This window comes from Shimia sp. R9_2, assembly GCF_017743735.1.
Classification (GTDB): Bacteria; Pseudomonadota; Alphaproteobacteria; order Rhodobacterales; family Rhodobacteraceae; genus Shimia.
In genome coordinates this window covers 401,774-421,663 of record NZ_JAGHRO010000001.1, presented here as the reverse complement: position 1 = coordinate 421,663, position 19,890 = coordinate 401,774, and the positions used below count along the sequence as shown (strand labels likewise).

Below are 19,890 nucleotides of genomic sequence, written 5' to 3'. Positions count from 1 at the left end.
GGAGTTTGGACTCATGATCAGCATTATCGGCATCGCTGTCGTTTTCATCATGGTGTTAGGTGGCTACGTGCTTGCGGGCGGTAGCCTGGGACCAATCATGAAGGCGCTGCCCTTTGAGATGATCATCATCGGTGGCTCTGGTGTTGGCGCATTCTTGCTGTCCAACGACGGCGCGGCGGTGAAGCACACGCTGAAGGATCTCGGCAAAGTGTTTAAAGGGACCAAGTGGCAACCACAGGACTATCAAGATCTGCTCTGTCTGCTCTTTGAGCTCATACGACTTGCCCGCAAGAATCCCGTGGCGATCGAAGAGCATATTGAAAACCCAGAAGAATCTTCAATTTTCCAGAAGTACCCGAAAATCCAAGCGGATAAGGAATCCGTGAATCTGATCGCCGATACCCTGCGCTCTGCGTCGATGAACTATGATGATCCTCATCAGGTTGAAGAGGTGCTTGAGAAGCGGATCGAAGCAAACTTTCACCATTCCATGCATTCCTCGCACGCACTCCAGTCTTTGGCAGATGCGTTGCCAGCTCTCGGAATTGTTGCGGCGGTTCTTGGTGTTATTAAGACGATGGGCTCGATCGACCAGCCACCAGAAGTGCTTGGTAAGATGATCGGTGGCGCTCTTGTGGGAACATTTCTTGGCGTTTTCCTTGCTTACGGTTTGGTTGGTCCATTTGCAGCCAAAATCAAAGGGATCGTGGAAGAAGACGCACACTTCCACCAGCTGATCCGCGAAGTGCTTATCGCGAACCTGCACAACCACTCGCCAAACATCTGCATCGAAGTCGGTCGACAGAACACACCTGGGCACAACCGCCCGCAGTTTGCTGAACTTGAAGAAGCACTCAAAGAAGTGAAGAAGGAAGCGGCGTGAGACCACTACTCCTGTCCATTCCGTTGGCCTTTGTGGCCACGACCGTTCAGGCTCAAGATGTGCCCTTCATCTCCGGGGAGCATGAAGATTTCACACGGCTGGTGGCAACCTTGCCATCCAGAGATACCGAGTGGACGATCGACCGGAATGGAAACACCTATCGCATCAAGATTGACGGCGATGATCTGAACCTGATCACTGATGACGTGTTCGATCGCATTCCTCGGACACGTCTCGCCGACATCAAAGCCAATGACCGTACGGGCGAAGTCGAGCTCACCCTGGCGTGTGATTGCCGGGTGGTATCGATCCCTTACAACGAACGCTATGTGGTTTTTGACATTCGCGAAGATCTGTCGACTGAACCAGAGGATGTTCCGCAGATCCCGCTGTCATTTGGCGAAGCCGTGGAAACGGAAACACCGCAGCGGGTTTTCCGCTTCTCCGCACTTGAGGCGGCCAAACCGGTCCCCCTCGCGCCGGCTCCCGAAGAAGAGCCTGCACAATCACCGGACTTTTCCGGCCTTCTGGCGCTTGAGAACTTTGTGAACCGCAGTGTCCAAGTCACCACGCTGCGGCAAGACTTGATCAAACAGGTTGATCGCGCCGCGACGCAAAACTTGCTGAAATCCCAAGTTCCGATGCCGAAACCAAAACCGGCGCCGAAACCAATGGAACTGGCAGCTGGGCCGCAGTTCAAAACGCCAGAATCTGCCGGCCAAAATATGGATCACGTTCCGCCACAGGCCGCTGTCGGCCTAGATGGCCAGAATGTGAACATCGTCGCCTACAACGTAATTGACGAAGTGGGGCGGGATATTGCGGCCCTTCTGAGCGGTCAGGTTGGCGTTGGAACTTGTCTGCCGGACTCAGCGGTGAACATCGCTGACTGGAGCGGCGAAAAAACCTTCGTAGAAGAACTCGCAGATGTGCGCAGAAATCTGGTGGGCGAATTTGACCGCACCAATGAGAAAGCGCTGCAGCGTCTGGCAAAGCTCTACGTTCATTACACGTTTGGCGCCGAGGCCCAGCAAGTTCTCAAGCTTCTGCCAAACACAGGCGAAACCCGCATTCTGCATGCCATGGCGCAGATCGTTGACGGTGATGCCCCCAAAGACAGTGACCACATGTTTGCCAAGCAAGGCCATTGTTCCGGTCACGTGGCCCTTTGGGCCGCTCTGTCCGGCGAACGTCTCACAGGGGAAAGCGCAATCAATGGCGCAATGGATGGCTTGAATGTGCTACCACGCCATCTGCGCGACTATTTCGGGCCACGCCTGAGCAATCAGCTTGTTGAGCAGGGCGATACGGAGGCTGCGACGCTTGTGCTGAATGGCATTGAGCGCACCAACCCAATGCCGGGAACAAGCTTTGATTTTGCGCAAGCCAATCTTGATGCCGAGCTGGGCAACACCCACGCCGCAGATGCCACTCTGGAAGACATCGCCACTCAGAACACAGATCTCGCAACCCTAGCGATTGTCGAGCTGATCGACTCGCATGTAAAACAGGCCCTGCCTCCGTCGAATGACACCATTTCACTTGTCGGCGCGCTTGCGGTGGAGCACAAATCCGGCGAGATGGGCCCTTCTTTGCGACGCGCCCATGCGCTCGCGCGGATGTTGGTGCATGAATTTGAACCGGCCTTTGAAATCGTTGCAGAGATCGAAGCGAAGGATGGTCCCGAACCTGCCGTTGAGGTGCGTAGTCGGCTGGCCAGCGCTGTAATCGAACACGCGCAGGACTTCGACATTGTCACCTTTGCGCTCGCGGAAGATCTGGCCGAACCTGGCAAGATTACCCCGGACACTGCGCTCGCCCTTGCTCAAAAGATGTTTGAAATGGGCTTTGTTGGGGAAACCAAACGTCTGCTGCAAGCCGCTCAGAACTCACATCAGAATGATGAAATGCGTTTGCTGAAAGCGCGCGTCGCTTTGGCCGATTCCCTACCCCGCCGTGCAGAAGCTGAATTGCTTGGCATGACTTCTCCAGACGCCGAACGTCTCCGAGCGCAAGCGCGATCTCTGGTCGGCGATCACGAAATGGCAGCACAGATGCTCTCTGATCTTGGCGAAAACCAAAGTGCCGAAGAGCAGAACTGGCTTGGTGGAAATCTCGATGCCTTGGCATCGTCCGAAAACGAGGTTTATCGCCAGACAAGCGATATGATGATGAAAACGGACACTGAGGAAACCCCGGTGCACGAGGCCACACAAGGCATATTGGCGCGCAACCTTGAGTTGCTTGATGACAGTGCTGAAAGTCGTAACGTGCTTGGCGATTTGTTGGATTGGCATAGTCTGACCGAGCCTTCCTCTTAACCACGCTTACCAAATGTAAAGAAACGACCGATAGCTTGGCCTCAAACTGGGGCAGAAAGCTATCGGTATGAAAAAGCAGAACGTTTTCAAAGCATTGTTGTGCCGTGCGCGCGACTCGCTTTTGATAATCAGCGTCGGTGCGGCAAGCACGCTGATAAACCCTTTTTCGCAAGGGTCTCACGCCGCGCACGCCAGCACTGAAGAGGCTGAGACCTGCGACCGTGTCGCGCGAATCGTCTCGAATGAAACTGGCGTCCCACTTGACGTCCTCCGCGCCATCACCCGCACCGAAACCGGCCGCGCAAAAAACGGTGTTCTGACCCCTTGGCCTTGGACTGTGAACATGGAAGGCAAGGGCGTCTGGTTCAACTCACAGCGCGAAGCCCTGTCCTATGTTCAAAAGAACTTCGCAGCAGGCGCACGTAGCTTTGATGTGGGCTGCTTTCAGCTGAACTACCGGTGGCATGGCCAGCATTTTACCGACGTAACCCACATGTTCCAACCCATCGCCAACGCGCGCTATGCGGCGGATTTCTTGTCACGTCTCTATGCTGAGATGCAGAATTGGGATGATGCCGCCGCGGCCTATCATTCCCGTACGCCTAAGTACGCAGAGAAATACAAAGCGCGCTTCAAGCGTATCATGGCGAACCTGCCTGATCCCGGGTCAATGCCGCTCGCGCCGGCCGAGCAAACCGAGCCCTTGGTGCAGACCGCCGCTGTTGCAAGGAAAAACAATTTCCCGCTGCTTCAACGGGGCAGCAGCGCAGGCGCTATGGGATCGCTCTTTCCTGGCAGAACTGGCTCCGCTCGCCCCTTCCTCGGTAACGGAGGCTAATTCGTGAATCCGCAAACTCTAAAGACCCTCTTCAGCCCGACCATTTTGTTGGCCTTGGCACTGATGGCGATCATCGTGATGATGATTTTGCCAATGCCATCTTGGGTGCTGGATATCGGTCTGGCGGCGTCTTTTGCGCTCGCCATTTTGATTTTTACCGTCACGCTGTTTATTGAGCGCCCGTTGGATTTCTCCGCATTTCCAACAATCCTGCTTGCATCCCTGATGCTGCGCCTGTCGCTCAACGTGTCTTCAACCAAGTTGATCATTGGTCAGGGACACACGGGTACAGGTGCAGCGGGCGACGTGATTGAAGGCTTCGCCAACTTCGTTATGGGCGGTAGCGTCTTTCTGGGCCTTGTTGTCTTCTGTGTCCTGTTGATCGTGAACTTCATGGTCATCAACAAAGGCGCCACACGTATGGCCGAAGTCGGCGCGCGTTTTGCCTTGGACGGTATGCCGGGTAAGCAGCTTGCGATTGACAGCGACATGTCCGCTGGCGCGATCGACCACGCTGAAGCAAAGGCCCGCCGTGAACGTGAACAGCAAGAAACCACTTTCTTCGGCTCTCTGGATGGTGCCTCAAAATTCGTAAAGGGGGACGCGGTCGCCGGCCTTCTGATCACCCTTCTCAACCTCGTGATGGGCTTGATTATGGGCGTCGCGATCCACGGCATGCCAATCGGTCAAGCGTTTGAGACCTACGCGATCCTGACGGTTGGCGACGGACTGGTCACACAGATCCCAGCTGTGATCATCTCCATCGCCTCAGCGCTCTTGCTGGCGCGTGGTGGCACCACCGGTTCCACCGACCTGACACTAGTCAAACAGCTCGGCAACTATCCGCCCGCGTTGGCCACAGTGGCCGTCCTGATGGTGCTCTTTGCGCTGGTACCCGGCCTGCCCTTTGTGCCGTTTCTATTTGGCGGCGCGGTGCTTGGAGGGGCCGCCTATTATCTCTATAAGAACAAGGCCCAAGAAGAAGAAGCTCCCCTCGAAGAAGAAGCCCCTGTCCTGCCACGTGACAAGCCCATTGGCGATGTCTTGGATTTGGATGACATCCACGTCGAATTCGCCACGGATCTGGTCAACATGGTACTAGATCCCGGCGCAGGCCTGGACGCCCGTATCACCAATATGCGGACCCATGTGGCCTCAACCTTCGGGCTGATCCTGCCCGAGATCCGCCTCACCGATGAGCCCTCTCTGCCTAACGGCACTTACACCATCCGCATTCAGGGGGTAGAGCAGGTGCGCGACCGTCTGGAGCCGGAGAAAGTTCTGGCACTTGCTGGCGACACACCAGACGCCCTGCCACCGGGCGAAGATGTATCTGAGCCCGTTTACGGCGCGCCTGCCCGCTGGATCGACAGTAAAGCACAGGAAGCCGCGGCGCTCTCCGGCATCACCATTGTGACGCCCGGGGAGGTTCTGGCCACGCACTTGCTCGAAACGATCAAGACCAACTTCGGCCGTTTGCTGACCTTTAAAGCACTCCGCCGCATTCTGGACGAGATGGTCAACCTGTCCGACCCTGTACGTGCAGATGCCAACCGCCGGATGATGGACGAGTTTGTACCCGATAAAGTACCGCTCGATCTGTTGCATCGGATTTTGCGTATGCTGCTGGATGAGCAGGTCTCCATTCGCAACATGCCGCTGATCCTCGAAGCGATTGCCGAAGCGAGACATGTCACCGTTATGCCGGATGCAATCTGCGAGAATGTACGTCAGCGTCTTGGTTTCCAGCTGATATCTGATCTGAAACGCGATGATGGAACCATTCCGTTGGTGCAGCTGGCACCCGAGTGGGAAGATACCTTTGCGACATATCAAGTTGATGGTGACGCTGGCAGCATGGATGTGGCGCTTCCACCGGATGTGTTCAACGCCCTCGCCCAGTCGATCGCTGATCGCATGAACGAGGCTGGCAACAGCGGTATTTTTGCAGCTCTGGTCACCTCAACGCGCCGCAGACGTTTTTTGCGAACAGTGTTGAGCGCCAAAGGCATTTCAAACCCCGTTCTGTCTTTTGAAGAAATCGGGTTGGATGCGCGCCCTTCTCTTGTCGGGGTTGTCGCCGCATGATGGAAAATGCGCTCGCGCTAATGAATATGACAGAAACCATGCTCTGGCATGGTTTTCTCGTGTTTTTGCGGGTTGGCGCAGCGGTGTCTGTATTACCCGCCTTTGGCGAAACCAGCGTCCCACCGCGGATCAAGCTTGGCGTAGCTCTGGCATTCACCGCCATCATTGCCCCGGCAGTACCAGTCTTTGAAACCGTACCTCCCGGCGTTGGTGAAATCGCGAGGTATACCGCCACCGAAGGTCTGATCGGTCTGTTGATGGGCATTTCGGTGCGAATGTTCGTCTTTGCCCTACAAACCGCAGGCACCATTGCAGGTCAATCCACCTCTCTGGCCCAATTGTTTGGCGGTGCTTCTGGTGAACCCTTGCCCGCCGTCGGTAACGTGCTGGCACTTGGCGGCACCGCGCTTGCGGTGACCATGGGCCTGCACGTCTATGTCGCGCAATTTCTCATCGGATCTTACATTCTGTTTCCAGCGGGCGTTTTCCCCGCGCGTGAAATTATGACCGAATGGGGCGTTCCTCAGGTTTCGGCGGCTTTTGCCATGGCGTTCCGACTGGCTGCGCCTTTTGTAATCATTTCAGCGATCTACAACCTTATGCTCGGTGTTATTAACCGCGCCATGCCACAGCTGATGGTGGCCTTTGTTGGTGCGCCACTCATTACGGCAGGCGGCCTGTTTCTTCTGTTTCTTGTCGCCCCAGCGCTCCTGGCGCTCTGGTGGGGGGCGCTCCAGGGTTTCATGATCAACCCAGTTGAGGGATTGAGATGAGCGGAGGCGGTCAGGAGAACGACAGCGAAAAGTCCTTTGAGCCAACCCAGCAGAAACTGGATCAGGCACGAAAAAAAGGTGAAATCGCAAAATCTGCCGATGTATCGGTCGCCGCAGGATATCTAGGTATCACACTGGCTTTTCTGGCTGTGGGTGCAGGCACCATCAAAGCGGCTGGAAATGGTCTGATGGTTCTTCTGGATCAGGCAGAATCCATCGCACCGCTGGTTTTTGAAGGCAGTCCTTCTGCCCCAATTGGCGGCATCATGCTGGAGATGATTTGGGCTGTGGCACCATGGTTCGTGATCCCGATGATCGCTGTGATCCTCAGCATCATCGCTCAGAACGCATTTATCTTCGCCCCTTCAAAAATTCAGCCCAAGCTTTCAAAGATCAGCCCAATTTCAAATGCCAAAAACAAATTCGGGCGCAATGGGCTTTTTGAATTTGCGAAAAGCTTTGCGAAGCTTGCGATCTACTCGATTTGCCTCGGTATCTTCTTGAACATACGGATGCCTGAAATGGCCTCCTCGATCCAGCTCGATGCCATCATGGTACCGGCCCTGCTTGGGCGGCTGATGCTCGAGTTCTTGATGATCGTGATCATCGTCGCTGCCTCTATCGCAGCTGTGGATTATTTCTGGCAGCGCGCCGAACACATCCGCAAAAACATGATGACCCGCAAAGAGATGACCGACGAGCAGAAAGAATCTGAGGGCGACCCACATATGAAACAACAGCGCCGCCAGAAAGGTCAGGAAATCGCGATGAACCAGATGCTGGCGGACGTGCCGGAAGCAGATGTCATCATCGTTAACCCGACACATTATGCCGTTGCGCTCAAATGGTCGCGCCTCCCTGGCGAAGCACCGGTCTGCGTTGCCAAGGGTGTCGATGAGATCGCCGCGCGCATCAGAGAAAAGGCGCAAGAAGCCGCCATTCCAATCCACCGGGATCCCCCAACTGCACGTGCGTTGCATGCGATTGTAGAGATCGGTCAGGAAATTCCGGTTGAGCAATATGCCGCGGTGGCGGCAGCCATACGCTTTGCAGATGCCATGCGCCAACGCGCGAAAGGACGGGTATGAGCGAGGATTTGAAAGAGCTGAACGTGATCACTCAGGCCCGCTACCAAAAGGCACAGGCCGCCATGCAAGTCGTACAAGCAGAAGAAACAAAGCTGCGTGGCTTGCTCAATGATCTCACCGAGCAAGAGAAAAACGGGCGCGAAACGATGCACCATGACAGCGCCTTGCGTATGACGGGTGGCGATCTGGCATGGAACAATTGGATTGGCCGCAACCGCAAAATCTTGAACCACCAGCTCGCCAATGTCTTGGTGCGCAAGGAGATGGCGTTTCGAGAACTGCAAAAGCACTTCGGCAAAGCAGATGTCATGCAGACCTTGCTTGAAGATGCAGAAAGCAAACGCCGCCAAAAGCTGCAAACCGCGCTGATCGAAGCCGTTATGGAAACCAAGCTCAACTGCGGATAAAAAAACGCGCCAGAGCTATTGCTCGGCGCGTTCTTTTTTTGGTCGTCGTTAGAAGGGAGAGCCCTTGCCTCTTACGACACGTCCTGGCGGGTAATTTGCACGATCAAGACGTCAGAAATCTCGTCGCCATACACTTTTTGCGCCACCTCTACGAAGGTCTGACGAAGTGGCTCAAGCTTGCTTGAGTTTGTGAAAGCGCCATTAAATCCGCCAATATTTGCGTGATCAAACATCGCTTGCAACAACGCACCTCGAATACGTGGCTCGGCCTGGAACACCCGCTCCGTGGCGCCGGAGTCAACTTCCAGCGTGAGTGTGATCAAGATCAGCGAGGTGACAGAACTGTCGTTCACGACCGGGATGATGAACTGATCAACCAGTTCAACATATTCGCGCCCCTGTGGTGGGCCGTCAGCCTTCTCTTCCTTTTTCATTTCCTTTTTCATGTCGTGCTCGTCGGCGTGTTCGGCACCGTCAGCCATCTCTGCATCCATAGCCGGAGGTTCCGGTGCCGGGCGCAGGGCAAGCCCTGCACCCACACCCGCGCCAACACCGACGAGCAACATGATGATTGGGAGAAGTTTTTTCATGGGAAACCTTGATCAGAAGGGCAGCACAGCATCGAGGACTTGCTGTCCAATGCGGGGTTGTTGCACGTCAGTGATCTGCCCACGGCCACCGTAAGAGACACGCGCCGACGCGATTTTGTCAAAAGTGATCTCGTTTTTGCGAGAAATATCGGCTGGTCGCACATATCCAGAAACCAGAAGCTCCCGAAGCTCAAAGTTCACACGGAGTTCCTGCGTACCCTGGATGGCAAGCACGCCATTTGGCAGCACATCCACGATTGTTGCGGCGACGCGGAGCGTGAGTTTTTCGCTACGTTTCACAGAGCCATCGCCGCTGCTGCTGCTTGTAGAGGTCAGATCCACCAAGGGATCCGTCGTTGCGCCATCTGGCAGCCTGTCGTTGACACGCTGAGGGATGCCGATCAGCTGCGGAACACTCAGGCTTTCAGAGCCGCTGCGGTTACGCTCGGTTTCATTGTCGATTTCAGCTTCTTCATCCACCTCAATGACAACAGTCAGAATGTCGCCACGCTGCGCGGCACGGCGATCGCCAAGCAGGGACTGCTTATTGCCACTCCAAAGAGAGGCACTGTCAGAGCGCCGGGATACGTTGGTTTGAGCCGGCAGCGGTGGATTCATCATCGCATAGTGCTCTTGATTATTCGTGGTCGGCGTAAAGCTAGGCGCTTTGCCGATGTGGTCCATACGCGCGCACCCAGAGATGGCCAGCGCTGAGATCACGAGAACTGCTGAAAAAAGACGCACCATTCTCTTCCTTTAGTTAGACACGTGGACGCTGCCGTCCGGCATTACAGTCCCAGTCACTGTTGACCGGGATCCAATATTCATGACGCGCAAAGCCTCTCCGGCACCTGCACGCGCCAAAGAGCGCCCTTCGGTTAGAATCTCGAGACCTCCCGAGTTGTACCTGAGTGTCACGATTTGGTTGCGCTCGACCAATGCCGGCGCACCAACATCGCCAAGTCGCACGGGGCGGCCGGGATAGATCGCCTTTCGTGCTTCGAGCCCGATGACGGCTTCAAGGTCAGAATGCACCCCGGCGACATCACCCTGTTTGAGACCAACAGCGTCGGCAGTGACGATGGTATTGGCTCGGATGGTTTGTGTCGCCACAACGATTTCAGCCGAAACCGGTGCCGCACAAACCAAAAGTAGAGCTGCAAGGATGCGTTTCATTTTATCTTACCTGCGCTGTGGCAGCCATCATCTGGTCGGCCGCGGTGATAACTTTGGCGTTCATTTCGTAGCCACGTTGCGCCTCAATCAGCTCGGTCACTTCGCGTACAGCATCCACGGAGCTGTCCTCAAGGAAGCCTTGGCGAATGGTCCCCAGACCATCTTGCCCCGGGTCGGACACGGCAGGAGCGCCAGACGCCTCGGTTTCAAGGAACAGGTTTCCACCAATCGCCTCTAGCCCTTTTGCATTTGAGAAATTGGCCAAAGAGAACTGCCCCAAAAGTTCAGCGTCAGGGGAGTCGTTGAAATACGCGTAGACTTCACCATCACCGTTGATGGAGATGCTCCGCGCATCTTCGGGGATCGTGATCTGAGGCGCCACAGGGAAGCCATCGGATGTCACGATCAGACCGTCGGCACTGCGTTTCAGACCACCATCACGGGTATACGCAGACTGTCCAGAAGGCAGTGCCACCTCAAAATAGCCTTTGCCTTCGATGGCCACATCAAGGTCACCACCGGTGTTGGACAGCGAGCCCTGTTCGAGCTGAACGGAAATCGCGGATGGGCGCACACCTAGACCGACCTGCACACCCGTCGGCAGAACAGACCCGTCAGAAGCGCTGATGGCACCAGCGCGCGACACTTGCTGGTAGTGCAGGTCGGCAAATTCAGCGCGACGTGCGTTGTAGCCAGTGGTCGACATGTTGGCGAGGTTGTTGGAAATGGTTTCGACACGCAGCTGCTGTGCGCTCATACCTGTGGCTGCAATCGTAAGGGCCCGCATGGCAAAATCCTCTGGTTACTTGACTAGTGTTTTTACCGCGTCGCGAATGCGGTTGTGTTCATTGTCGAGGAAGGTTTGGCCCATCTCATAGGCGCGTTGCACCTCGATCATGCGCGAAATTTGGTTGATCGGATTGACGTTGGAACTTTCCAAGAAGCCCTGCAAAATACGCCCATCTTCGATGGGTTCGTATCCATCCGGCGCTTCAAACAGAGTGCCCGACTCACGTCTGAGATCGAGCGGATTCGTCGGTCGATAGAGACCAATCTGCCCAAGCGGCTGACCATCAACACTCAGCGTACCGTCTGAGGCCACATCAACGCCCTTGGCATCTGGCGGAATAAAGACCGGCGCACCGCCAGCATCCAGAACCAGGTTGCCATCCATGGTGACCAAATCACCATTCTCATTTGGCGTAAAAGCCCCCGCACGAGTCAGTCGTTCCCCTTCAGGGGTCTGAATGAGGAAGAACCCTGTACCTTCGACCGCGAAATCAAAGCTGCCACCGGTCTTTTTCAGAGCGCCCTGCTCAAGCGACGTCGTCTGCACATTGGCAGCGGCCATAGAGATACTTTCAGTCCCTGGCGCAGATTTAATGAATTCCGAGAAGGTGATACCTTCTGCGCGATAGCCCGTTGTCGCCGCATTGGCGATGTTGTTGGCCAATACGGTCATCTCTCGTTTCAGACCAGATTGACGGGTCAGGGTGGTGTAACCGGCGTTATCCATAGTCAGCCTCCGACAACAAGCGGGATAATGTTTGATTGAAAAAACGACACGAGCGTCTGCACCATGAAACCCATGGTCGCCCAGAAAATGATGACGATGCACAGAACCTTGGGCACGAATGTCAGCGTCATTTCCTGAATGGATGTCAAAGCCTGAAACAAGCCAACTGCCACACCAGAGATCAGCGCCACAGCCAGGATCGGCGTGGAGATCAGAACTGCAACCCAAAGACCTTGGCGCAGTGTGTCAAAGAAGATGGCCTGCTCCAGCATCAGACGGGCATGCGCAGGATTTCTTGATAGGCTTCCACAACCTTATTGCGCACGGTCACGGCAGTTTCGACGGCCAGCTCGGTCTGAGCCAACGCTTGGACCAGCGTGTGCGGATCTGCTTTGCCGGTCATGGCCTGCATGGACACCTGCTCGCTTTCCTGCAGGGTCGCGGCGAAGTCTTTCGCCAGACCAAATAGCGCATTGCCGCCTTGAGCATTTTCCGCCGGGCCGGTTGCCGGCTTGGAAGCGGTGTATTTCTGTGCGGCGAGTACTGTACGGACATCCATTCTGGCTCTCCTTATTCACTTGTTATTTGCGTAAAAGTTCCATGAGCGACGAAGACATCTGTCGCGTCTGGTCGAACATTTTGAGGTTGGCTTCATAGCTGCGCTGCGCCTCGCGCGCGTCCGCAATTTCGATGATCATATCAACGTTGGAGCTCATGTAGTTCCCGGTGCCATCCGCCATTGGATGGCTGGGGTCATAAATCTGCTGACCTTCCGAACGATCAAGCTGTACCGGGCCGACCGAGACGCGCCCGTCTCGCGCAGCCGTATCGGCTTCGAATTGAACAGTTTTACGCTGATACCCGGGGGTATCAGCGTTTGCGATGTTCTCAGAGACGTGGCGCAGGCGCGCGGCCTGTGCACGTAGGCCAGAGGAGGTGACACTTAGGGCTGTACCGAAGTCGCTCATAGATCAGATACCTTGTGAATTAACGCGAGATGGCTGTGCGCAGGACAGACATGGAAGATTTGTAAATCGCGACCGAACGATCATGCTGGCGCTTGATTTCCACCGCTTTCAGCATCTCTTCTTCGACAGAAACGCTGTTACCGTTGGGGGAAACTTCTGCAGTGGAGAGACCTGGAGCCATGTCAGAGGCCTCCAAGTTGCTGCCGTGATGACCGGCGCGGGTTGCACGCATGGTGCCGCTGCCGCCATCATTCTGATAAATCTCTTGGAAAGGTTTGATATCGCGGGCTTGATAGCCCGGGGTATCCGCATTCGCCATGTTCTGCGCAACGACGGTCTGTCGTGCGGCTGCATGTTTGCCCATGGCATGGGCGGCTTTGAAAACGTCCAACGATTTGAACATCGGGGCTTCTCCCTCGAACTGCTTAAAGCAAGGCTTAACCCTGATTCCTTTAGAAAGTGTTTCGTAGGAACTTTGGAGAATCCAATGGACACAAAAGGGCTAGAAAGCCTTGGCGCGGAACTTGAAAGAGTGCGCCCAATCAAGGACATAGGCCGTGTAAGCGCGGTTGAGGGCAATCTTCTGAGGGTGCGCGGCCTCAACAAAGTCGCGCGAATCGGAGATTTGCTAGAAGTTACACTTCAGGATGAGCGCAGAATTTCCGGTGAAGTCATACAATTGCATAGCAACGATATGACAATGTTACCGGACGCGGCACCTGATGGCGTGTCGATTGGAGATCGCGTCGCGTTGCGCGACCAGATCGGGATCGCGCCTTCGGATGCCTGGATCGGGCGGATCATAGATCCCTACGGAAACCCGATTGACGGAAAACCTCTGTTACGTGGACCGGAAATGCGGCCCCTAAAAAACCCGCCCCCACCTGCGGCGGCGCGACGGGCACTTGGCAACCGACTTGAAACCGGGATGGCGGTCTTCAATACGATGCTGCCGATCGTGAAGGGCCAACGTATTGGTTTGTTTGCGGGATCTGGTGTCGGCAAATCGAGCCTCATGGGGCAATTCGCACGTCACATGACAGGTGACATCGCCGTCATTGCGCTGGTTGGGGAACGGGGGCGTGAACTTCGGGAATTCGTTGAACATGTCTTGGGGCCTGAAGGGCTTAAGCGCTCCATCGTCGTCGCCGCCACATCCGATCAATCGCCACTCGTACGCAGGCGTTGCGCTCTCGCCGCGATGAGCGTGGCAGAACACTTTCGAGATCAGGGTAAGCATGTGATTTTCATGGCAGATTCGATTACCCGATTCGCAGAGGCGCACCGTGAGGTCGCCGTTGCGGCCGGAGAAATGCCCGCGCTGCGGGGATATCCGCCGTCGACCTCTCACATGATCATGTCACTGTGTGAACGTGCCGGCCCCGGGTTGGAAGGGCAAGGCGATATCACCGGTGTATTCAGTGTTTTGGTGGCGGGCTCGGATATGGATGAGCCGATCGCGGATATTTTGCGGGGGGTGTTGGATGGACATGTGGTGCTGGATCGCAAGATCGCTGAGCGCGGCCGCTACCCAGCTGTGGACCTTCTGAGGTCAGTATCACGGAGCTTGCCGCACTGTGCCACACAAACAGAAAATACAGTGATTACAGAGGCCCGCAAGCTTTTGGGCGCCTATGAACAATCCGCCACGATGATCCGCGCAGGGCTTTATTCCACCGGGTCTGATCCCGCCTTGGATGTGGCAATCAACGCCTGGCCAGAGCTAGATTCCTACCTTGGAGATGGCCAAAGCGCGTCCATTGACAACGCCTTTGCCAAGCTCACATTGCTGCTGAGACGCGCCGGGGCACGCGGCGTCTGAACACAGAAAAGGCGCGCCTCAGAGCGCGCCTTTTTCAGCGATTTGGGACGTCGGTATCGCGTCTGTATTGCGTCGTTATCGCAGCTGTATAGCGTATGTGCCTTGTCGGTCTTTCAGATCAGTAAGACAAAAGGGTCAGAGCGATCTGTCCGGAGCTTGCAACAGAGACATTGTTGATCTCAGACATCAGCAGAAAGCGTTGCACAATCTGGTCACGTGCTTCTGTTGACACAAATTGAGAAATCTCGCCGTCGCCTGTGAGTTTCTCCAGACGGCTGCGGAAAGTGTTCAGTTGAGAGTCCAGATCTTGTGAGCCAAATTCACTTGGAAGCCCAAAAGCGGTTTCAAAAACCCGGCGCAGTGGCGGGTTGCCCATCACTGTGAACCAGTTGGTGTTATCGCTACTGCCTGAGAGCGCGATGTCGTCCAGCTCACGTACCGCGTTCATAGCAAAGCGCAGATTTTCATCCTGCTCGCCAACCGCACGCTCAAACTGACGCGCGACATATTGTTCCCGCATATTCTCCGCAAAACCTGGAGTCTTATGCCAAGGCCCACCCAAATCACCAAAACCAAAGGCTTCGGCAAACTCACGATAGCGCGTGTCTGCCAGACGGTTGGCCAAAGCATCATTAGCCTGCGATCCTTCTTCGAGAATCGTCTTGATGAAGAACTTGCTGTTGATGTCTTCATCGAGGCCAAAAGCGCCCAGTGCCACGGTGAGGAGCTGACGGTCGTTGACAAGGTCTTCAGCAGTCTCGATCTTGCCGATGTTTTCGGCAAAATAATCAAGATCGCGTTTGACGATAAAGGAGTTCTCAAACGCTTCGGTCTGGGTCTCCATGGTCCGTTGCATGAAACCCCATGCAACCAGACCTGTGCCTACGACAATCGGCTGATAGGTCATTGCCGTGCCACCGCCATAAGGCGTTCCTCACGATCCAGCAGGGACCGAAGCGCCTTGAGGCCCTGATAGTGGCGTCCGCCGATCACTGCCTCTGTCGCCAAACCGATCTGACGCCGGCTGTCACTGTCGGTGAACACCTGACTGAGATCTTCGATATGGCGCAGCAGAGTGCGTTCCACCTCATCAGCATCAGCATCGCCGGACAGCACAAGCTGCAGAGAATAGCAGGCTCGCCGCACCGGGGTGTTGGCTTCTTCGGGGTGAATGGCATCCCGCAGGCGCAGGATGTTGGCGTTTGGGGTCATGATGGAGAGACGAGACCGGCGGTCGCCGTTTTCAATCACTGCTCCATTGACCAGAACCCGCTCTTTCGGGCTCAATTTAAGAACAAGGCCGCTCATGCTGCTGCTGCTCCACTTCGAAGACCGCGCAAGATGGCGGTGTTGACTTCAAGAAGGGGGCGTACATTGGCGTCGCCCGCCAGCACCTTAGTGCTATGATGATCTGTAAACTCGGCGAGGTAGAAAATCTGGGCGCGCAGCTCTTTGGGCAACTCATTGTCTGCATCTGCCACCATGGTGGCAAGTAATGTCCAGAGCTGGCGATTTTCGTGGATGGCTTCCACCAATGCCGGAAATCCGCGTTTTTTGCCCTTTTTGGCCGCTTCTTTCAGTTTGTGGGTGATGCGTGCGATCACGTCGTATTCGAGTTTCCCCGCGGTTCTGGTTGGGGCCGCAGATTGACTGTATGCCTTTTTGGCAAGAACGTTTGGGGTCACGTCAGAATTCCCTGAATAGTAGTCGGTCGGGCATTTTAATGGAGGGAGTGAGGGCGCGTGGCGCGCCCCCACCTAGATCCATTAACGGAAGAGGGACAGCAGCTGCTGTGGGCCCTGGTTCGCGATAGACAGCGACTGGGTCGCCAGCTGCTGCTGAACCTGAAGCGCCTGCAGACGTGCAGAGGTTTCTTCCATATCCGCATCGACCAGAGAGCCGATACCGGATTTCACAGAGTCAGAAAGGTTAGAGATGAAGTCTTTCTGAATGCTGATACGGCTTTCAACAGTACCAAAGGCCGCAGAAGCGTCGATGGTGGTGTTGATCAGACTTTCGATCGAGGCCAAAGACGCCTGCGCAGCAGAAGAGTTGGAGATGTCGAGGGTGCTCAGCGCCGCCAGATCACCTGCGCCGGCGTTCTGATACTGACCAGAGATGTTCATCGATTCGCCAGTATTGTTGGTGATTTCGATGGTATCGCCAGTGCCAACACCGGATGCGTCGTAGTCAACAGAAAGTTCTGAGGCATCAAATGTCGTTTGATCCTCAATCGCATTTTTGAGGCCAACAGCGATGGCTTCAGTTGTACTGGTTGCAGCAATATCTTCTGCGGAGATCTGGTATGACACCTCTTGACCACCCAGATTCAGTGTGAGCGTGTCACCAGCTGTCAGACCTGCAAGCGTACCATCAACTTCGATATCAGCAGTCGCACCATCGGCAACGTTGGTCGCAAAACCATCGTTCGCTGCGGTGATGCCATCGGTGTTGATGCCGAAGACGTTCTGGGCGGTGTAGCCACCGGAATCCAGATCAACACCGTCAACGGTGATCGAAGACGCGCTTACATTGCCATTGGCACGGTCCAGAGAGGACAGAACTTCAGTAGAAGTTGCAGAGCCGTCCACCAGGTTCAGGCCGTTGAACTGCGCCGCGCCAACAACAGAAGAGATCTGTTCACGAAGAGAGGTAATCTCGTTTGTCAGCTTTGCACGGTCAACGTTGTCACCGGTTGCAGAAGCGATACGAGTTTTGATTTCGCCCAGCAGTTCGGTCACAGTTTCGGTGGCCTGACGAGCAACCGCAACAGTGGATTCACCCAGTGCAAGGCTTTCCTGCACGGATTTGAAGCCGTTTACGTCAGATTCCATGGTCTTGGAGATCGCCCAAACAGCTGCGTTCTGCTTGGCGTTGTCCACTTTTTTACCGGTGGAGATTTGACCCTGAGTCTCGGAAAGGCTTGCGTTCACGGATTTCAGGGTTTGCAGCGCAACCATTGCGCCGTTGTTTGTCAGAAGGCTGGTCATGGCTTTCCTATACCTAATATAAATGGCGCTTTTGCGCCGGGTTGTATTTTGCGCTCCTTCGCGGGAACGCTCCTGAACGTCATTCTGACATGTACCGCCGGGGCTTCCGGATCGGTGCCACTCTCTGTGGAGTGCGGGTTCAACATGGCGGGATAAGTGCTAACGCTTTCCTAAACACGAACCCCGCAATCACTGGCATTTTAACTAAACTTGCGAGAGGGCAATTTATGCTCTCTTTTCAACACGTTGACCGGCACTCATTTGAACGGCATGGCGCTGGCCTGTTGGGGTGTATGTTTCCAAAGATGTGCGCACCCGACGCATCGCGCCCATGCGCTCTGTGGTTGCGCGCAAACCCTTCTGAGTCGATTCCAGAAGTGCGTGGTTGCGGCGGAAAAGATCCTGCAGGGGCGCAAGGGATTCGGGGTCGATCGAGTCTTCTTCCTGCCGCTCTTCGAGCTCTTCAAACAGCGCTTCCTTGCGGCTGAGCAGACCTTCAAGTGCATCAAGCTTGCCTTCGATCAAGGCGGTGCGCTCATCCTCCAGCAGGGAGGTCAGAGAATCGATCAGATCATTGGTCACATCATCAGACATCGGCGCGCTCCTTTAGGGCGTTGAAGAAAGCTTCGGACAGGCCAATCCCGCCCGAGGCGACCATGGCGCGGGCCTGCTCCTGACGCAGAAAGGAAGAGAACTGGTCTTCGCCAGCGCCGCCGCCAAAGGATTCGCTGGTTTTGCCCAGACCGGCAGATTTCAGCATTTCAGAGAGAAAGGTGATTTCGAGCTCGTTGGCGGCGCTGCGGAGCGCCTCCTCCTGAGCGGTGGGCAGAGGGCGGATCGGCTGAGCACTGGGCGCAACCGGGACCGCGACTGGGGCCGTTGTGTGGAGCATTTCTTGCCTCGCGGGTTGTGCATGTTTTTCCGTTGTGACCGAGGACGGTAAAGAAGTGGTAAGGAAAGCTGAGGTAGGGGTTTTACGGTGGAAGAATTCCCGGAGGCCCTATGTTGAACCTGCCTTTACTCGCGCCGCAGCCTGCCCATACGGCAGCCGTAGCCCCCAAGAAAAGCGCTGATGCGCGCCAGGAAAACAACGGTTTTTCTGATGTTTATGACGATATGGATCGCACAAACGAGCGGCCATCTGATGATCTCCAGGAATTGCGCGAGGCACGCTCGGACCAAACTGAGGATGCGCCGGTAGAAGGCGAATCGCAGGTCAAGCAGAGCAAATCAAACTCCGAGAAAGAAGCGCCTGAAGAGGCGGACTTTGCTGCGATCGAAACGGCAGAGCAGAGCGAGGCGGAGCCGGAAGTTCCCATGCGCGGTGTCGAAAAGCGCGCGGCGGTGAACGCTTCTGAAAATGCTGCGATGATGCGGATGGCGCACCCCGCAGAAGGCGCCGCGGCCCCCGCCAAAGCTGAGGCGTCAACTACGACTGCACAGGCCCAAGCTACCGCCACCGCCGCAAAACCGCTCATCGATGAAACCAAAATTGCGGCCACCGCAAAATCAGGTGAAACGGTGCAACTCTCTGAATCCCAAGCCGCCAAACTGGCGGCAGAGACGCCTGAGGGGCTGGACCCAATGCAAGTTCAGGTGCGCAACAAAGGCACTCAACCTTCGCAGGCTCAAGCTGCCAATGCGGCGCTTGCCGCCGCGCAAAAAGCGCTGCCGGAAGCCGCCTCTGAGAGCGCAGCGACGCGAAATCCGGTCAAATCAGTTGTGGAAGTCGAAGCGGACGCAGAGGCGCCAACCGCCAAACTGGACGCACCGAGCACACCAACGGTTTCCACCACTCAGCAAATGCAGGCACGTGCCATTATGGAACAGGTGCAGGCAGGGGCCCAATCGGTTTTGGCCAAGGGTGGTGAAGCAAACGTCGGGCAAGCAGCAGAATCAGCACTGCCTGCCGCTCTGGAAGAAAACAGCATCAGCCCACGCGGAATCATGAGCGCGCAGGAAGCGGCCTCTCAGGCCCGTCTTGCCAACAGCGCCCCGAACCCGGCCTATGTGGTGCGCCAGATCGCAGATGCCGTGAAGACCAGCGATAAAAATCTGATCGAACTGACAATGGATCCGCCGGAGCTTGGCAAAGTGCGCATGTCGATGGCGGAGACTGGCGGCGTCATGGCCGTGACCATCAGCGCGGACAGCCAGGCGACCACCGAATTGATGCGCCGCCATATGGACTTGCTGCGCAAAGACTTCATGGAAATGGGCTATCAGGATGTGTCTTTCTCCTTTGAACAAGGTGGCAGCGACGCTTCCGGCCAACAGGCCCAAATGAACAACGAATTTGGCCCAGGTGGCGGCGGACAGGGTGAATCATCCCACGGTGGCTCTGCCCAAACTGACGCCGCTCCTGTTTTGGCCGCACAACAAACTTCGCAACTCTCAGCCGCAAGCAGCGGCGTTGACATCCGCATCTAG

At 55.7% G+C, this 19,890-nt stretch carries 24 protein-coding genes; 9 read left to right on the top strand and 15 right to left on the bottom strand.

From position 1 onward, the window contains the following. Window positions 1-13 precede the first annotated feature (13 nt). The 7 genes from motA to J7400_RS01920 all read left to right on the top strand — a co-directional run bounded on the left by motA (window position 14) and on the right by J7400_RS01920 (window position 8,398). Complete coding sequence (motA, locus tag J7400_RS01950) at window positions 14-883, top strand: flagellar motor stator protein MotA (RefSeq protein WP_209058421.1); 870 nt, start codon at window positions 14-16, stop codon at window positions 881-883. Then, window positions 880-3,204, top strand: a complete 2,325-nt coding sequence (locus tag J7400_RS01945) for a hypothetical protein (protein WP_209058420.1) — start codon at window positions 880-882, stop codon at window positions 3,202-3,204. Before motA ends, J7400_RS01945 begins: the two co-directional genes overlap by 4 nt. Before the next feature lie 67 nt (window positions 3,205-3,271). Next, the gene (locus tag J7400_RS01940) at window positions 3,272-4,042 is read left to right on the top strand and encodes a transglycosylase SLT domain-containing protein (protein ID WP_209058419.1); all 771 of its coding nucleotides are present in this window, start codon (window positions 3,272-3,274) and stop codon (window positions 4,040-4,042) included. 3 nt (window positions 4,043-4,045) lie between these two features. Continuing rightward, window positions 4,046-6,130, top strand: a complete 2,085-nt coding sequence (flhA, locus tag J7400_RS01935) for a flagellar biosynthesis protein FlhA (protein WP_209058418.1) — start codon at window positions 4,046-4,048, stop codon at window positions 6,128-6,130. 20 nt (window positions 6,131-6,150) lie between these two features. Beyond that, window positions 6,151-6,903 carry a flagellar biosynthetic protein FliR gene (locus J7400_RS01930; RefSeq protein WP_247738567.1) on the top strand — a complete coding sequence of 251 codons (753 nt, stop codon included), beginning with the start codon at window positions 6,151-6,153 and terminating at the stop codon, window positions 6,901-6,903. Further along, entirely contained in the window at window positions 6,900-7,991 is a 1,092-nt protein-coding gene (locus J7400_RS01925) for a flagellar type III secretion system protein FlhB (RefSeq protein WP_209058417.1), read from the top strand. The genes J7400_RS01930 and J7400_RS01925 overlap by 4 nt, the downstream gene beginning before the upstream one ends. Beyond that, on the top strand, window positions 7,988-8,398 hold the full coding sequence (locus tag J7400_RS01920; RefSeq protein ID WP_209058415.1) for a hypothetical protein: 411 nt from the start codon (window positions 7,988-7,990) through the stop codon (window positions 8,396-8,398). The genes J7400_RS01925 and J7400_RS01920 overlap by 4 nt, the downstream gene beginning before the upstream one ends. A 71-nt stretch (window positions 8,399-8,469) precedes the next feature. On the opposite strand, the gene J7400_RS01915 is transcribed toward J7400_RS01920, so the two are convergent. From J7400_RS01915 to J7400_RS01875, 9 genes are read right to left on the bottom strand one after another with little or no spacing between them, the layout of a single operon-like run. Beyond that, the gene (locus J7400_RS01915) at window positions 8,470-8,988 is read right to left on the bottom strand and encodes a flagellar basal body-associated protein FliL (protein ID WP_209058414.1); all 519 of its coding nucleotides are present in this window, start codon (window positions 8,986-8,988) and stop codon (window positions 8,470-8,472) included. A gap of 12 nt (window positions 8,989-9,000) precedes the next feature. After that, window positions 9,001-9,735, bottom strand: coding sequence for a flagellar basal body L-ring protein FlgH (gene flgH / locus J7400_RS01910; protein ID WP_209058407.1), 735 nt, complete (start codon window positions 9,733-9,735; stop codon window positions 9,001-9,003). A 9-nt stretch (window positions 9,736-9,744) separates the two neighbouring features. Continuing rightward, complete coding sequence (flgA, locus tag J7400_RS01905) at window positions 9,745-10,164, bottom strand: flagellar basal body P-ring formation chaperone FlgA (RefSeq protein ID WP_209058406.1); 420 nt, start codon at window positions 10,162-10,164, stop codon at window positions 9,745-9,747. A gap of 1 nt (window position 10,165) precedes the next feature. Beyond that, complete coding sequence (gene flgG / locus J7400_RS01900) at window positions 10,166-10,951, bottom strand: flagellar basal-body rod protein FlgG (RefSeq protein WP_209058405.1); 786 nt, start codon at window positions 10,949-10,951, stop codon at window positions 10,166-10,168. 15 nt (window positions 10,952-10,966) lie between these two features. Further along, complete coding sequence (locus tag J7400_RS01895) at window positions 10,967-11,680, bottom strand: flagellar hook-basal body complex protein (protein ID WP_209058404.1); 714 nt, start codon at window positions 11,678-11,680, stop codon at window positions 10,967-10,969. Window positions 11,681-11,682: 2 nt separating this feature from the next. Then, window positions 11,683-11,952, bottom strand: coding sequence for a flagellar biosynthetic protein FliQ (locus J7400_RS01890; RefSeq protein WP_209058403.1), 270 nt, complete (start codon window positions 11,950-11,952; stop codon window positions 11,683-11,685). Beyond that, complete coding sequence (gene fliE, locus J7400_RS01885) at window positions 11,952-12,239, bottom strand: flagellar hook-basal body complex protein FliE (RefSeq protein WP_209058401.1); 288 nt, start codon at window positions 12,237-12,239, stop codon at window positions 11,952-11,954. The genes J7400_RS01890 and fliE overlap by 1 nt, the downstream gene beginning before the upstream one ends. A 22-nt stretch (window positions 12,240-12,261) precedes the next feature. Further along, window positions 12,262-12,648, bottom strand: a complete 387-nt coding sequence (gene flgC, locus J7400_RS01880; protein WP_209058400.1) for a flagellar basal body rod protein FlgC — start codon at window positions 12,646-12,648, stop codon at window positions 12,262-12,264. A gap of 19 nt (window positions 12,649-12,667) precedes the next feature. Further along, window positions 12,668-13,051, bottom strand: a complete 384-nt coding sequence (locus tag J7400_RS01875; protein ID WP_209058399.1) for a FlgB family protein — start codon at window positions 13,049-13,051, stop codon at window positions 12,668-12,670. Window positions 13,052-13,135: 84 nt separating this feature from the next. Between J7400_RS01875 and J7400_RS01870 the strand changes: the two genes are divergently transcribed. Beyond that, window positions 13,136-14,470, top strand: coding sequence for a FliI/YscN family ATPase (locus tag J7400_RS01870; protein WP_209058397.1), 1,335 nt, complete (start codon window positions 13,136-13,138; stop codon window positions 14,468-14,470). Between the two features lie 118 nt (window positions 14,471-14,588). Here J7400_RS01870 and J7400_RS01865 read toward each other — a convergent pair whose 3' ends face one another. The 6 genes from J7400_RS01865 to J7400_RS01840 all read right to left on the bottom strand — a co-directional run bounded on the left by J7400_RS01865 (window position 14,589) and on the right by J7400_RS01840 (window position 18,352). Continuing rightward, window positions 14,589-15,377 carry a DUF1217 domain-containing protein gene (locus tag J7400_RS01865; RefSeq protein WP_209058395.1) on the bottom strand — a complete coding sequence of 263 codons (789 nt, stop codon included), beginning with the start codon at window positions 15,375-15,377 and terminating at the stop codon, window positions 14,589-14,591. Further along, window positions 15,374-15,778 (bottom strand): flagellar biosynthesis repressor FlbT, encoded by a 405-nt coding sequence (flbT, locus tag J7400_RS01860; RefSeq protein WP_209058393.1) that lies wholly within the window; start codon window positions 15,776-15,778, stop codon window positions 15,374-15,376. Before flbT ends, J7400_RS01865 begins: the two co-directional genes overlap by 4 nt. Then, the gene (gene flaF / locus J7400_RS01855) at window positions 15,775-16,155 is read right to left on the bottom strand and encodes a flagellar biosynthesis regulator FlaF (protein ID WP_209058391.1); all 381 of its coding nucleotides are present in this window, start codon (window positions 16,153-16,155) and stop codon (window positions 15,775-15,777) included. Before flaF ends, flbT begins: the two co-directional genes overlap by 4 nt. 81 nt (window positions 16,156-16,236) lie before the next feature. Then, entirely contained in the window at window positions 16,237-17,460 is a 1,224-nt protein-coding gene (locus J7400_RS01850; RefSeq protein WP_209058389.1) for a flagellin, read from the bottom strand. A 225-nt stretch (window positions 17,461-17,685) separates the two neighbouring features. Beyond that, the gene (locus J7400_RS01845; RefSeq protein WP_209058387.1) at window positions 17,686-18,054 is read right to left on the bottom strand and encodes a flagellar biosynthesis protein FlgN; all 369 of its coding nucleotides are present in this window, start codon (window positions 18,052-18,054) and stop codon (window positions 17,686-17,688) included. Further along, the gene (locus J7400_RS01840; RefSeq protein ID WP_209058385.1) at window positions 18,047-18,352 is read right to left on the bottom strand and encodes a rod-binding protein; all 306 of its coding nucleotides are present in this window, start codon (window positions 18,350-18,352) and stop codon (window positions 18,047-18,049) included. The genes J7400_RS01845 and J7400_RS01840 overlap by 8 nt, the downstream gene beginning before the upstream one ends. Window positions 18,353-18,462: 110 nt before the next feature. Here J7400_RS01840 and J7400_RS01835 point away from each other — a divergent pair, with 110 nt between their 5' ends. Continuing rightward, window positions 18,463-19,890: a flagellar hook-length control protein FliK gene (locus J7400_RS01835; RefSeq protein ID WP_209058383.1), complete on the top strand. Its 1,428-nt coding sequence runs from the start codon at window positions 18,463-18,465 to the stop codon at window positions 19,888-19,890.